The organism is Streptomyces sp. NPDC050535 (assembly GCF_044457665.1).
Lineage (GTDB): Bacteria > Actinomycetota > Actinomycetes > Streptomycetales > Streptomycetaceae > Streptomyces.
In genome coordinates, this window is sequence record NZ_JBITHE010000020.1 from 18860 (window position 1) to 32239 (window position 13380).

Sequence of the window (13380 nt, forward strand, 5' to 3'; positions counted from 1 at the left end):
ACTGTCAGTTTCGTGTTCGCTGCAGAACGTCGCCAATTGATCCTCGAAATGGTGCGAGCGAACGGGGCCGTATCGCTCCGTGAGCTCGCCCGCGTCGTCCAGACCTCCGAAGTGACCGTACGGCGGGACGTGCGCGCACTGGAGGCCGAAGGACTCCTCGACCGCCGGCATGGCGGTGCGGTATTGCCGGGCGGGTTCACGCGAGAATCCGGCTTTCCGCAGAAATCGCATCTCGCGACCGCCGAGAAGACTGCCATCGCCGATCTCGCCGCGGGTCTTGTCGAAGAGGGCGAGGCCATCGTGGTGGGCGCGGGGACCACCACGCAGGAGCTGGCCCGCCGGCTCGCGCGGGTACCCGGGCTGACCGTCGTCACCAACTCACTGCTGGTGGCTCAGGCGCTGGCCCATGCCAACCGGGTGGAAGTCGTGATGACCGGCGGCACCCTGCGCGGTTCCAACTACGCCCTGGTCGGATCGGGAGCCGAGCAGTCCCTCCAGGGGCTGCGGGTCTCCCGGGCCTTCCTCTCCGGAAGCGGGCTGACCGCCGAGCGCGGCCTGTCCACGTCCAACATGCTGTCGGCCTCGGTCGACCGGGCGCTCGTCCAGGCCGCCGCGGAGGTCGTCGTCCTCGCCGACCACACCAAGCTCGGTACGGACACGATGTTCCAGACGGTCCCCACCGACCTGATCACCCGCCTGGTCACGGACGAGCCCCCGGCTCATGACGACCGTGCCCTCACCGAGCTCCAGGCCCTGGCAGACCAGGGCGTGCAGATCGCGGTCGCGGGGTCATCGGCGGGGGGTGGCGCGGGCGGCGATCCTGTCCCGGCGGGGCGCCCGCCACGCCGGGACATGCCACTGCCGGGCCCGCGCCGCGGCCAGGTCCCCGGCTCCGCACCCCAGTTGCGCTCGGCCGCGGTCCTGGGCGAGCAGCCCGCCGGGGAGCGGGCGAGGGTGGCGGACCTGCGCCGCCGCTGACCACGCCGGACCGCACGTCTGGACCGACCATCTCCGGCCGCACGTCCGGGCTGACCACCTCCGGTCGCACGACTGGAGGGGAACGCCGAAGCGCCCGGCGGACTGAAAGCTCCAGTCCGACAGGCGCTTCGGGATGTCGTACGACCGTCTCGTACGGGTGGGACGTACGGGCCGTCAGTCCTTGATCTCGCAGATCGCCGCGCCCGCGGTGAGGGAGGCGCCGACCTCCGCGCTGAGGCCCTTGACGGTGCCGGAGCGGTGGGCGTTCAGGGGCTGTTCCATCTTCATGGCCTCGAGGACGACGATGAGGTCGCCCTCCTTGACCTCCTGGCCCTCCTCGACGGCCACCTTGACGATGGTGCCCTGCATCGGGGAGGCGAGGGTGTCGCCGGAGGCCGCGGGCCCGGACTTCTTGGCCGCCCGGCGCTTCGGCTTGGCCCCCGCCGCCAGACCGGTGCGGGCCAGCGACATGCCCAGCGAGTAGGGCAGGGAGACCTCCAGGCGCTTGCCGCCGACCTCGACGACGACGGTCTCGCGACCGGGCTCCTCGTCGGTGTCGGTGTCCGCGGGAGCGTTGAACGCGGGGATCTCGTTGACGAACTCCGTCTCGATCCACCGGGTGTGCACTGTGAACGGGGCGTCGGAGCCCGTCAGTTCGGGGGCGAACGCCGGGTCCTTGACGACCGCGCGGTGGAAGGGGATGGCGGTGGCCATGCCCTCCACGGTGAACTCCCCGAGGGCACGGGCGGCACGCTGGAGCGCCTGCTCGCGGGTGGCGCCGGTGACGATCAGCTTGGCCAGCAGGGAGTCCCAGGCGGGGCCGATGACACTGCCGGACTCGACGCCCGCGTCCACGCGGACGCCCGGGCCCGACGGCTGGTCGAAGAGGGTGACCGTGCCGGGGGCAGGCAGGAAGCCCCGCCCCGGGTCCTCGCCGTTGATGCGGAACTCGATGGAGTGGCCGCGCAGTTCGGGGTCGCCGTAGCCCAGTTCCTCGCCGTCGGCGATGCGGAACATCTCGCGCACCAGGTCGATGCCGGAGACCTCCTCGGTCACCGGGTGCTCGACCTGGAGACGGGTGTTGACCTCCAGGAAGGAGATCGTGCCGTCCGTGCCGACCAGGAACTCGACCGTGCCCGCGCCGACATAGCCGGCTTCCTTCAGGATCGCCTTGGAGGAGGAGTACAACTGCTCGACCTGGGCGTCGGAGAGGAAGGGCGCGGGAGCCTCCTCGACCAGCTTCTGGTGCCGGCGCTGGAGCGAGCAGTCACGCGTGGACACGACGACCACGTTGCCGTGGGAGTCGGCCAGGCACTGCGTCTCCACATGCCGGGGCTTGTCGAGGTAGCGCTCCACGAAGCACTCGCCGCGCCCGAAGGCCGCGACGGCCTCACGTACGGCGGAGTCGTACAGCTCCGGGACCTCCTCCAGCGTGCGGGCGACCTTCAGACCGCGCCCGCCACCACCGAAGGCGGCCTTGATGGCGATCGGCAGCCCGTGCTGCTCGGCGAACGCGACGACCTCGTCGGCACCGGACACCGGGTCGGGGGTGCCGGCCACCAGCGGCGCACCGGCGCGCTGCGCGATGTGACGGGCGGCCACCTTGTCACCGAGATCGCGGATCGCCTGCGGCGGCGGGCCGATCCACACCAGGCCGGCGTCCAGCACCGCCTGCGCGAACTCCGCGTTCTCGGAAAGAAATCCGTAACCGGGGTGGATGGCCTCCGCCCCCGAATCCGCGGCGGCCTGGAGCACTTTGGCGATGTCCAGATAACTGGTGGCCGGAGTGTCACCGCCCAATGCGAACGCCTCGTCCGCCGCACGGACATGCGAAGCGTCCCGGTCCGGTTCCGCGTAGACGGCAACGCTCGCGATGCCGGCATCCCGGCACGCCCGGGCCACGCGGACAGCGATTTCGCCACGGTTGGCGATGAGCACCTTGCGCACGATGGCTCCCTCCTTGAAACAAGCCGAGTTTAGGGACTGCCGACACGACCTTTCGACCCGTCCCCAATGGTGAGCTTGCCCACACGGAGCGTGATTCGAGGCGCGCTCGACCCGCGAAATCCCTTGTCGCGCCACGGCACACGGGATCCCCTCCCTGAACCCTAGCCCTCCTGTGTGGTCAAGGTCTCTGTGAGTCAGTGCTGCGTGCCACAGGGTTTCTTTGTCGAGTCCCTACGAATGGCCCAATGATTCTTTGCCCGCGGTAGAACCCTTGTCCCGAGGTTTACCCGTGAGTAGCGTTCAGGCTGTAGTCGAACGTACTAGGGGTAACAGCACACGGAAGCGGGTGGGGACCGGTGGTGCGCAGACCGGTGGCGTGGGTGGCGGCGATCGTGCTCTTCGTGGAGGCGATCGGCATCGCGATGCTGAACTGGTTGCTCGGCACGGTCGTCGACAACCAGGACATGTCTCTAGCGGGTCTCGACCCGGACCTGATGTCCGTCTCCTCGAAGGCCGGGGGAGTCGTCTTCGGTCTCTACTTCGCGCTGTGCGGTCTCACCGCGCTGCTCGCCGCCGTCCGCGACCGGGCCCCGGGGCTCTTCGGACGCATCCTGCTCATCAGCGCCGCGGTGGTGCACGGTCTGCTGGGCGCGCTCACGGTGGGCCTGGTGGGCTGGAACGCCTTCGCCTTCATGATGGTGGGGCTCGCGCTGATCGTGTTCACGCTCTTCGCGTTCGACCGCCCGCGGCGCCCGGCCGACACCGCGCCCGAGGACGGCGACAGCGGCGACAGCGGAGGAGCTCCCGTCGCGGGCGGCTCCGCGGCCCCTGCGGTCCCCTCGACCTCCTGATCCCCTCCGTCTCCTGATCGCCCTCTCCCGTCGGTCACTTATCCCGCGGCGTCCACAACTGCGTGATGCCGACGCCCAGTTCGGCCAGCAGGCGGCGCACCAGCGGCAGCGAGATCCCGATCACGTTGCCGTGGTCGCCGTCGATGCCGTCGATGAACGGTGCCGAGCGGCCGTCGAGGGTGAACGCCCCGGCGACGTGGAGGGGTTCACCCGAGGCGACGTACGCGGCGATCTCGGCGTCACTCGGTTCGCCGAAGCGGACCACGGTGGACGCGGTCGCCGAGGCGTAGCGCTTGGCCGCCGTGTCGTAGACGCAGTGGCCCGTCTGGAGGGTCCCGGCGCGCCCGCGCATCGACTTCCAGCGGGCGGCGGCCTCCTCGGCGTCGGCGGGCTTGCCGAACGCCTGGCCGTCCAGGTCGAGGACCGAGTCGCAGCCGATCACCAGGGCGCCCTGCGCCTCGGGCCGCGCCGCCACGACGGAGGTCTTCGCCTCGGCCAGCGCGAGCGCCAGTTCGGCGGGGGTCGGCGCGCTGACGGAGTCCTCGTCGAACCCGCTCACGATCACCTCGGGATCGAGTCCCGCCTGCCGCAGCAGGTTGAGCCGGGCGGGGGACTGCGAGGCGAGGACGAGGCGGCGAGGCGGCTGATCAGTCATGCGATCAGGGTATCGGCGCGTCTCACATGACGCCGAGCACCACCATCGCGACCACCATCGCCAGTGCCACGAGCACGCCCAGGCGCCGCAACATGTCCTGAGTGTCGCGGAGTTCCTCGGGCGGCTCGTTCTCGGGGTCGGACCACAACATGTCTTCGATCGTGCGACGGCTCGGGTCCCGGCGCCTGAGTACGCGTACTCAACTTGCGCGCGAGTCGCGTAAACGGGTCTGGGGTTTCTTTAGTGGGTCACTGCCTGGTACGGTCATGGCCGTCACTAAAGGAACTCTAGTCCCCTTAATGGAGGCAGCTGCCGTGTTCACCACCGCCTGGACCGCATCGCCCCAGCTCCCCGCGGAGGGCTTCACCCCCAACTGGTCGCGGGAGGGTTTCTGGCGCCAGTCGCTGCGCCAGGCCGTACGGCTGAGTGCCGCGGGCGACCGGATCCGTGTCCGGCTGTCCAACGCGTACGGCACCTCGCCGCTGCGGATCGCGGGCGCCACCGTGGCCCGCGCGAGCGCCGGGGCCTCCGTCGAGCCCGGCTCGGTACGGCGGCTCACCTTCGACGGCGCCGCCTCCGCCGAGATCCCCCCGCGCGGCCTCGCCGCCAGTGACCCGGCCGAACTCGCCCTGGACGCAATGGAGTCGGTGACCGTCACCCTCCACCTCGACGCCGTCACCGGCCCCGCGACCTTCCACGCGCAGGCCTTCGCGACCAGTTACCGGGCGGCCGGCGACCGCCTGGAGGACGTGCGGGGCGAGGCCTTCGACGCGTCCTCGGAGTCCTGGTACTTCCTGTCGGCGGTCGAGGTCGACACCGGCCGCCGGGACGCCGTGGCGCTCTTCGGGGACTCCATCACGGACGGCTTCGGCTCGACCCCGGGCGCGAACCGCCGCTGGTCCGACGCGCTCGCCGAACGCACCGGACGGCCCGTCCTCAACGCGGGCATCGGCGGGAACCTGCTGCTCAACGACTCGGCCTGGTACGGCGAGAAGGGCGTCCACCGGCTGCGGCGCGACGTCCTCGACCACCCGGGCGTGGACACGCTGGTGGTGCTCCAGGGGCTCAACGACATCGGCTTCAGTGAGACCGCCGAACAGCCCACGTACCAGCCCGCACCGGTCGTCGAGGTGCATGAACTCATCGACGGTTACCGGCAGTTGATCAGGCAGGCGCGCGCGAGGGGCCTACGCGTGATCGGCTCCACGCTGCTCCCCTTCGGTGGCTCCGACCACTGGGGCGAGCACGCGGCGAAGGTGAGCCGCGAGGTGAACGAGTGGATCCGCGGCGCGGGCGAGTGGGACGCGGTGCTGGACCTGAACCGCGCACTGGCCGATCCGGGCGCCCCGGACCGGCTGCACCCGGCGTACGACTTCGGCGACCACCTGCACCCCGACGACAAGGGGTACGCGGTGATGGCCGAAGCCCTCGCCGAACTCCTCCAGCGGAACCGTCTCCCCGCCGATGCCTAGCCGGGCCAGTACGTGCGGCCCCACGCCGTCGGCCCCGGCTGGGGCAGCCGGCGGGCGGCGACGCGGGCCGGGTCGGCCCACGCGTCCCTGGTGCCGGGCGCGCCGGACGGGGCGGAGGCCGCCGCCGCGGCGCGCACCCGGACCACCGCGAGTGCGGCGGCCAGCTCCTCCGGGGTCGGATTGCCCCGTACCACCTTGATCGTCATAACCGCTCCCAGGCGTCTTGCGGACTGGAGGTGACTTCGGATGACTTCGGATGCCCAGATCGGATGCCTAGAGGGGGATGTTGCCGTGCTTCTTCGGAGGCAGCGACTCCCGCTTCGTACGGAGCTGGCGCAGCCCCCGTACGACATGGGCGCGGGTGTCGGACGGCATGATCACGCCGTCGATGTAGCCGCGCTCGGCCGCCGTGTAGGGGTTGAGGAGAGTGTCCTCGTACTCCTGGATCAGGCGGGCCCGGGTCGCCTCTGCCTCGTCGGGGTCCGTGACGGCCGCGATGGTGCGCTTGTGCAGGATGTTGACCGCGCCCTGCGCGCCCATCACCGCCACCTGGGCCGTGGGCCAGGCGAGGTTGAGGTCGGCGCCCAGGTGCTTGGAGCCCATGACGTCGTACGCGCCGCCGAAGGCCTTGCGGGTGATGACCGTGATGAGCGGGACGGTCGCCTCGGCGTAGGCGTAGATCAGCTTGGCGCCGCGCCGGATGATGCCGGTGTGCTCCTGGCCGACGCCCGGGAGGAAGCCGGGCACGTCCACGAAGGTGATGACGGGGACGTTGAAGGCGTCGCACGTCCGGACGAAACGTGCGGCCTTCTCGCTCGCGTCGATGTCCAGGCAGCCCGCGAACTGCATCGGCTGGTTGGCGACGACGCCGACGGGCCGGCCCTCCACCCGCCCGAAGCCGGTGAGGATGTTCGGCGCGAACAACGGCTGCGTCTCGAAGAACTCGGCGTCGTCCAGGATGTGTTCGATCACCGTGTGCATGTCGTACGGCTGGTTCGCGCTGTCCGGCACGATCACGTCCAGCTCGCGGTCCTCGTCGGTGACGGTGAGGTCCGCCTCCTCCGGGAAGGCCGGGGGCTCGCTGAGGTTGTTGGACGGCAGGTACGACAGCAGCTGCTTGACGTACTCGATGGCGTCCTTCTCGTCGCCCGCCATGTGATGGGCCACGCCGGACACCGCGTTGTGGGTCCGGGCACCGCCGAGTTCCTCGAAGCCGACGTCCTCGCCCGTCACCGTCTTGATGACGTCGGGTCCGGTGATGAACATGTGCGAGGTCTGGTCGACCATCACCGTGAAGTCGGTGATGGCGGGGGAGTAGACCGCGCCGCCCGCGCAGGGGCCGACGACCAGCGAGATCTGCGGGATGACGCCGGAGGCATGGGTGTTGCGGCGGAAGATCTCGCCGTACATGCCGAGGGCGGAGACACCCTCCTGGATCCGGGCGCCGCCCGAGTCGTTGATGCCGATGACCGGGCAGCCGGTCTTCAGCGCGAAGTCCATCACCTTCATGATCTTCTGGCCGTAGACCTCGCCCAGGGCACCGCCGAAGACGGTGAAGTCCTGCGAGAACACGGTGACGGGGCGGCCGTCGACCGTGCCGTACCCGGTGACGACACCGTCGCCGTAAGGGCGGTTGTCCTCCAGGCCGAAGTCCGTCGACCGATGCTGCGCGAACTCGTCGAACTCGACGAAGGAGGTCGCGTCGAGGAGCAGCTCGATCCGCTCACGGGCCGTCAACTTGCCCTTGGCGTGCTGCTTTTCGACGGCGCGTGCCGAGCCGGCGTGCGTCGCCTCCTCGATGCGGCGTTGAAGATCCGCGATCTTGCCGGCGGTGGTGTGGATGTCGTGGTGCTGCGGGTCTTCCGGCTCGGACATCGGGATGCGGCTCCCTGCCTGCTCAGTGGGGACGTGAGAGTGACGTGCTCGAGAGTGCTGCTCAGTGCTTCGCTCAAGCATGCTGCTCAGGGGATTGCTACTGACTCGTAGGGTAGTGGCGGCGATACGGTTCGGCAGTGCGGCGTTTACCACACCTAGGGTGGGTTGCATGACGCCGCGAGATGCATCAGACGCCGACGACAACCGGTGGTCCGATCTGGACCGTCCGCCGCTCAACGCCACTACCCTGCGCAAGGGGCTGGTGCGGGACGGGAGTCTCTGGTCCGGGATCGAGGTGGTCACCCGCACCGGGTCGACCAACTCCGACCTGGTCGTACTCGCCGCCGAGGGCAGGTCCGCCGAGGGCGCGGTGCTCGTCGCCGAGGAGCAGGACGCCGGGCGCGGACGACTGGACCGGCAGTGGACGGCACCGGCCCGCTCCGGTCTCTTCTTCTCCGTCCTGCTGAAGCCCGCCGGGGTCCCCGTCGAACGCTGGGGATGGCTGCCGCTGCTCACCGGCGTCGCGGTGGCGACGGCACTGTCGAGGGCCGCCGGCGTCGACACGGCACTCAAGTGGCCCAACGACCTCCTGGTGACCGTGGACGGCACGGAGCGGAAGGCCGGCGGCATCCTCGCCGAGCGGGCCGGCCCGGACGCGGTCGTGGTCGGCATCGGCATCAACGTCACCCTGCGCGAGGACGAGCTGCCCGTGCCCGGCGCCGGCTCCCTCGCCCTCGCGGGCGCCGTCAGCACCGACCGGGACACCGTGCTGCGGGCCGTCCTGCGGTCCCTGGAGCAGTGGTACGGGCGCTGGCGCGACGCGGCCGGTGACCCCGTCGCGTCCGGCCTCCAGGAGGCCTACGCCGCCGGGTGCGCGACGCTCGGGCGGGTGGTGCGGGCGGAGCTGCCCGGGGGGCGGTCGATCAGCGGTGAGGCGGTGGCCGTCGACGGTGACGGGCGGCTGGTGCTGGCCACCGAGGACGGGATGCAGGAGCCGGTGGGGGCGGGGGACATCGTGCATCTGCGGGGCGTTTGAGCGGCTTTTTCGCCCCCTCCGCCCCTACCCGTCCCTTGTTCCCGGGGCTCCGCCCCGGACCCCGCTCCTCAAACGCCGGAGGGGCTATTTCCAGCCCGTCCGGCGTTTGAGGACGAGCGCGAAGCGCGAAAGGGGGGCCTGGGGGCGCAGCCCCCGGATACGGGACGGGAAGGGGCGGAGGGGGCGAAACAACCCTGGGCCGGTCTCGCGGAGCCGTACGAGTCAGGAGTGAGCCAGCCCACACCTGCCGTAGAGTTGAGCGCGGTCGATACCTGACCGCGGCAGATCGGAAGGGCAGCAGGCGTGACCGACGACGACACCGGTTCCGGCACGGGTGCAGACCCCGCCCCCGACGCCGAGCCGGACCGTACCGCCGGGTCGGTCAACCACACCTCGTCCCCCCGGGTGGACGCACCCGAGGACCAGGACTCCGGCCAGGATCCGCTCGCACTCCGCCTGGAGCAGCTGATCCTGGGCGCCGAGCGCCGGTACACCCCCTTCCAGGCGGCCCGCAGCGCCGGCGTCTCCATGGAACTGGCCTCCCGCTTCTGGCGGGCCATGGGCTTCGCCGACATCGGCCAGGCCAAGGCGCTCACCGAAGCCGACGTACTCGCCCTGCGCCGCCTCGCGGGCCTCGTCGAGGCGGGCCTGCTGAGCGAGGCGATGGCGGTTCAGGTGGCCCGCTCCACCGGCCAGACCACGGCCCGTCTCGCCGAATGGCAGATCGACTCGTTCCTGGAGGGCCTGACCGAGCCCCCGGAACCGGGAATGACCCGCACCGAGGTGACGTACCCCCTGATGGAGCTGCTCCTGCCCGAGCTGGAGGAGTTCCTCGTCTACGTCTGGCGCCGGCAGCTCGCCGCCGCGACCGGCCGCGTCGTACAGGCCGGGGACGACGAGGAGATGGTCGACCGCCGTCTCGCCGTCGGCTTCGCGGACCTCGTCGGGTTCACCCGGCTCACCCGCCGCATGGAGGAGGAGGAACTCGGCGAACTGGTCGAGGCCTTCGAGACCACGGCCGCGGACCTGGTCGCCGCGCACGGAGGCCGGCTCATCAAGACGCTGGGCGACGAGGTCCTGTACGCGGCCGACGACGCCGCGGTCGCCGCCGAGATCTCTCTGCGCCTCATCGAGACGATGGCGAACGACGAGACGATGCCGGAGCTGCGGGTCGGCATCGCCTTCGGCACGGTGACGACCCGCATGGGCGACGTGTTCGGCACGACCGTGAACCTCGCGAGCCGCCTCACCTCGATAGCGCCACGGGACTCCGTCCTGGTGGACGGCGCCTTCGCGGTGGAACTGATCCGCAGCGGCGAGGCGCCCGCCTCCGAGGCGGAGGCCGCCGAGGCCGCCGCCGCGGCGGAGAAGGAGGGCGAGGAACCGCCCTCCTACCGCTTCGCCCTCCAGCCGATGTGGCAGCGCCCGGTCCGCGGCCTCGGAGTCGTCGAGCCCTGGCTCCTCGCCCGCCGCGACACCGGGTCCTAGTCCCGGCCCCGGTCCTGGACGGCGGGTTCAACGGGGTCCGCCCAGATGCTTCGCCGGACCGTCCACGCAGAGCCCGATGACCGGCACACACAGGCCGGGCGGCCTGGGTTTCGGGTCCGCGGTGGCCGTGGCCGTGGTCGCGCTCGGGGCGGGCGCGGCGGTGGTCGCGGCCGGTGTCCGCGATGTCGTGGGAGCGGGGGCCGCGGCGGGGATGCCGGTCGCGTCCGGCGTGCCGCTGACGGGGACGCGGACCGGCGTCGAGGGGGCCGCCACGAACCGTGTCGGCGTCGGCGCCGTGACGGGCGCGAGACTCACGCCCGGCGTCGGCAGCACGTTCTCGCCGCCCATCACGGCGGGCGTGGTGGCGGACACCGGACGCCCCGACGGAACCGCCTCGACGGTGGTGGCGGCATTGCCCGCCGTGTCCGCGACGGTCCCCGCCGTCGGCTCGGCGTCCGGGCTCCCCATGCCCCCGACCACCGACTCCGGTGCCATCCGCACCACGCCCAACGCCCCCGCGGCCAGGGCCAGTCCACTCACGGCGAAGAGCATCCGCCGCGGGCGTGGCCTGCGATGCCGCCCACGTGTCGTCTCCCGGTCCGTCATGGTCGTACCTCCCCAAGGTGCCCGCGCTCCCCGGTGCGCCACGGCGGTGCGCACGCTATGCGGCGGGTGGGAGCGGGGACCGGGAGTCGGGCCGGGTGTCACTCGAACGGGGAGGCACGGGCGAGGGGGTGGCTTCCGGTGCGCGGCGGCTGCTGCGATGATCGGAGGGTCGGTAGTTAACCCGCGTTAACCGGGAGGGTGTCATGGCGGAGCTGGAGCAGGGGAACGAGCGCCGGTTCGGGGAGTTCGTCGTCGTACGGCGGCACGGCTACGTCGCCGAACTCGTCCTCGACCGGCCGAAGGCCATGAACGCGGTGTCCACGGACATGGCCCGCTCCATCGCCGGTGCCTGCGAGGTGCTCGCCGCCGACCTGGACGTCCGGGTGACCGTGCTGACCTCGACCCATGAGCGGGCCTTCTGCGTCGGCGCCGACCTGAAGGAGCGGAACTCCCTCACCGACGCCGAGCTGGTCCGCCAGCGCCCCGTCGCGCGGGCCGCCTACACCGGGGTCCTGGAACTGCCGATGCCGACCGTCGCCGCCGTGCACGGGTTCGCGCTGGGCGGCGGCTTCGAGCTGGCGCTGTCCTGCGACCTGATCGTGGCCGACCGTACGGCGGTCGTCGGGCTGCCCGAGGTGTCGGTCGGAGTCATTCCCGGCGGGGGCGGTACGCAGCTGCTGCCGCGCCGGGTCGGGGCCGCCCGCGCTGCCGAGCTGATCTTCTCGGCTCGGCGTGTCGAGGCGGCGGAGGCCCGGGAGCTGGGGCTCCTCGACGTGCTCGTGGACGCGGGGCGGGACCGGGAGGAGGCGCTCGCCCTGGCCGGCGGGATCGCCGGGAACTCTCCTGTCGGCCTGCGCGCGGCCAAGCGGGCGCTTCGGGTCGGCCACGGTCTCGACCTTCGGGCCGGGCTCGAGGTCGAGGACGCCGCCTGGCGGTCGGTCGCCTTCTCGGGGGACCGGGCGGAGGGCGTCGCCGCGTTCAACGAGAAGCGCACGCCGGAGTGGCCCGGGGTGTAGCCGTTCCTCGCCCCCGCCGCCCCTTCCGTCCCGTACCTGGGGGCTGCGCCCCCAGACCCCCCCTTTCGCGCTGCGTGCTCGTCCTCAAACGCCGGAGGGCTGAAGATCTTCAGCCCTCCGGAGGCGAAGAACTCCCGTTGGAACCGCCGTCTCGGACCCCTGTTCGCCAGCTAAACATCCCGAAATGCGACGGTTCTGCTTAGCCTGGAGTGATGGGCGAGGACAGACGGCTGAGGGCCGTGGTGGAGCTGGCGCAGGGCATGGCGGCGGCGCCCACCCCGCGCGATTCCTGGCGGGCGGCAGCGCTCGGCGTCTGCCACGCGCTCTCCGGAAGCTTCGCGGCACTCTCGGTGTGGGAGCGGGAACTCGGCCGGCTCCGGGTCCTGGCGAACGTGGGCGAGCGCGCGGAGGGCGAGGAGGAGTTCCCGGACGAGGAGGCCTACCCGGTCCATCAGTTCCCGGAGATCACCGAGTTCCTGCACGAGCGGTGGGCCGGCGGCGGCGAGCCCGACGCCTGGGTGGAGACCGCGGAGGGACCGGCGGGTGGCCCCGCCGGGTACTGCCATCAGCGCGTCGCCGCCCTGCGCAGGCGCGGCCGCGGCTGCTGCGTGGTCGCCCCGATCGTTCTGCACGGCCGCGCCTGGGGCGAGCTGTACGTGGCCCGCCCGGCGGGCGCCCCGGTCTTCGGCCGGGCCGACGCCGACTTCGCGACGGTGCTGGCCTCGGTCGTCGCGGCCGGGATCGCGCAGACCGAGCGGCTGGAGGAGGCCAGGCGGCTGGCGTTCACGGACGCCCTCACCGGCCTCGCCAACCGCCGCGCCGTCGACGCGCGGCTCGACGAGGCCATCGACCGGCACAGGGAGGACGAGAGCGTCGTGGTCAGCCTCGTCGTCTGCGATCTCAACGGGCTCAAGCGGGTCAACGACACCCGGGGGCACGCGGTCGGCGACCGGCTCCTCGAACGGTTCGGGTCCGTGCTCTCGTTGTGCGGCGCGATGCTCCCGGGCACCCTCACGGCGCGGCTCGGCGGTGACGAGTTCTGCCTGCTGGCGGTCGGTCCGGCCGCCGACGAGGTCGTCCGGGTCGCCGACGAACTCTGCCGCCGCGCCGCCGAGTTGGAGCTCGGCGAGGGCGTGGCCTGCGGGGTCGCCTCGACCGCCGATCCGATCGGTCCGGTGCGCTCGGCCCGGCGGCTGTTCCGGCTGGCCGACGCCGCCCAGTACCGCGCGAAGGCCGTACGGGCCGCGAAGCCCGTGGTCGCCGGGCGCGAGGGCCCCGACGACCCGGTCGTACGCCTCGCCGACGCGCCGCCCAGGGAGGGAGCGGGCGAGCGCCGTCGCTTCCGCGGCCGGCCCGGACCCGGCGTCCCCGGGCGCCCCCGGTGACGTATCTCCGGGTAAGGGGTCAACCTGCCACCCACTAGTGACATCATCGAATTCACTGCGTACGCTCCTGA

General features: G+C 71.8%; 13 protein-coding genes. 7 read left to right on the forward strand and 6 right to left on the reverse strand.

Going from position 1 to position 13380, the window contains the following annotated elements:
- The first annotated feature begins 12 nt into the window (after window positions 1-12).
- Window positions 13-978 (forward strand): DeoR/GlpR family DNA-binding transcription regulator, encoded by a 966-nt coding sequence (locus ACIBLC_RS32545; RefSeq protein WP_383686892.1) that lies wholly within the window; start codon window positions 13-15, stop codon window positions 976-978.
- A gap of 174 nt (window positions 979-1152) precedes the next feature.
- On the opposite strand, the gene ACIBLC_RS32550 is transcribed toward ACIBLC_RS32545, so the two are convergent.
- A complete protein-coding gene (locus tag ACIBLC_RS32550; RefSeq protein WP_399214940.1) occupies window positions 1153-2925 on the reverse strand; it encodes an acetyl/propionyl/methylcrotonyl-CoA carboxylase subunit alpha in 1773 nt (590 codons plus the stop codon).
- 356 nt (window positions 2926-3281) lie between these two features.
- Between ACIBLC_RS32550 and ACIBLC_RS32555 the strand changes: the two genes are divergently transcribed.
- Window positions 3282-3776: a hypothetical protein gene (locus ACIBLC_RS32555; RefSeq protein ID WP_399214941.1), complete on the forward strand. Its 495-nt coding sequence runs from the start codon at window positions 3282-3284 to the stop codon at window positions 3774-3776.
- Between the two features lie 34 nt (window positions 3777-3810).
- On the opposite strand, the gene ACIBLC_RS32560 is transcribed toward ACIBLC_RS32555, so the two are convergent.
- On the reverse strand, window positions 3811-4431 hold the full coding sequence (locus ACIBLC_RS32560; RefSeq protein WP_399214942.1) for a Maf family protein: 621 nt from the start codon (window positions 4429-4431) through the stop codon (window positions 3811-3813).
- A 22-nt stretch (window positions 4432-4453) separates the two neighbouring features.
- On the reverse strand, window positions 4454-4582 hold the full coding sequence (gene mmpB, locus ACIBLC_RS32565) for a morphogenic membrane protein MmpB (RefSeq protein WP_399214943.1): 129 nt from the start codon (window positions 4580-4582) through the stop codon (window positions 4454-4456).
- Window positions 4583-4745: 163 nt separating this feature from the next.
- Between mmpB and ACIBLC_RS32570 the strand changes: the two genes are divergently transcribed.
- Window positions 4746-5903, forward strand: a complete 1158-nt coding sequence (locus tag ACIBLC_RS32570; RefSeq protein ID WP_399214944.1) for an SGNH/GDSL hydrolase family protein — start codon at window positions 4746-4748, stop codon at window positions 5901-5903.
- Here ACIBLC_RS32570 and ACIBLC_RS32575 read toward each other — a convergent pair.
- Together ACIBLC_RS32575 and ACIBLC_RS32580 are read right to left on the reverse strand one after the other, a co-directional pair.
- Window positions 5900-6109 (reverse strand): acyl-CoA carboxylase epsilon subunit, encoded by a 210-nt coding sequence (locus ACIBLC_RS32575; protein ID WP_399214945.1) that lies wholly within the window; start codon window positions 6107-6109, stop codon window positions 5900-5902. The genes ACIBLC_RS32570 and ACIBLC_RS32575 overlap by 4 nt on opposite strands.
- Before the next feature lie 67 nt (window positions 6110-6176).
- Window positions 6177-7778, reverse strand: coding sequence for an acyl-CoA carboxylase subunit beta (locus ACIBLC_RS32580; RefSeq protein ID WP_399214946.1), 1602 nt, complete (start codon window positions 7776-7778; stop codon window positions 6177-6179).
- A 169-nt stretch (window positions 7779-7947) separates the two neighbouring features.
- On the opposite strand from ACIBLC_RS32580, the gene ACIBLC_RS32585 reads away from it, so the two are divergent.
- Both ACIBLC_RS32585 and ACIBLC_RS32590 read left to right on the forward strand, forming a co-directional pair.
- Window positions 7948-8814, forward strand: a complete 867-nt coding sequence (locus tag ACIBLC_RS32585; protein ID WP_399214947.1) for a biotin--[acetyl-CoA-carboxylase] ligase — start codon at window positions 7948-7950, stop codon at window positions 8812-8814.
- A 303-nt stretch (window positions 8815-9117) separates the two neighbouring features.
- Window positions 9118-10302: an adenylate/guanylate cyclase domain-containing protein gene (locus ACIBLC_RS32590; RefSeq protein ID WP_399214948.1), complete on the forward strand. Its 1185-nt coding sequence runs from the start codon at window positions 9118-9120 to the stop codon at window positions 10300-10302.
- A 27-nt stretch (window positions 10303-10329) separates the two neighbouring features.
- Here the strand turns inward: ACIBLC_RS32590 and ACIBLC_RS32595 are convergent, their stop codons facing one another.
- Window positions 10330-10842 (reverse strand): hypothetical protein, encoded by a 513-nt coding sequence (locus ACIBLC_RS32595; RefSeq protein ID WP_399214949.1) that lies wholly within the window; start codon window positions 10840-10842, stop codon window positions 10330-10332.
- Window positions 10843-11111: 269 nt separating this feature from the next.
- Between ACIBLC_RS32595 and ACIBLC_RS32600 the strand changes: the two genes are divergently transcribed.
- On the forward strand, window positions 11112-11924 hold the full coding sequence (locus ACIBLC_RS32600) for an enoyl-CoA hydratase/isomerase family protein (protein ID WP_399214950.1): 813 nt from the start codon (window positions 11112-11114) through the stop codon (window positions 11922-11924).
- Window positions 11925-12136: 212 nt separating this feature from the next.
- The gene (locus tag ACIBLC_RS32605) at window positions 12137-13309 is read left to right on the forward strand and encodes a diguanylate cyclase domain-containing protein (RefSeq protein ID WP_399214951.1); all 1173 of its coding nucleotides are present in this window, start codon (window positions 12137-12139) and stop codon (window positions 13307-13309) included.
- Window positions 13310-13380: the final 71 nt, after the last annotated feature.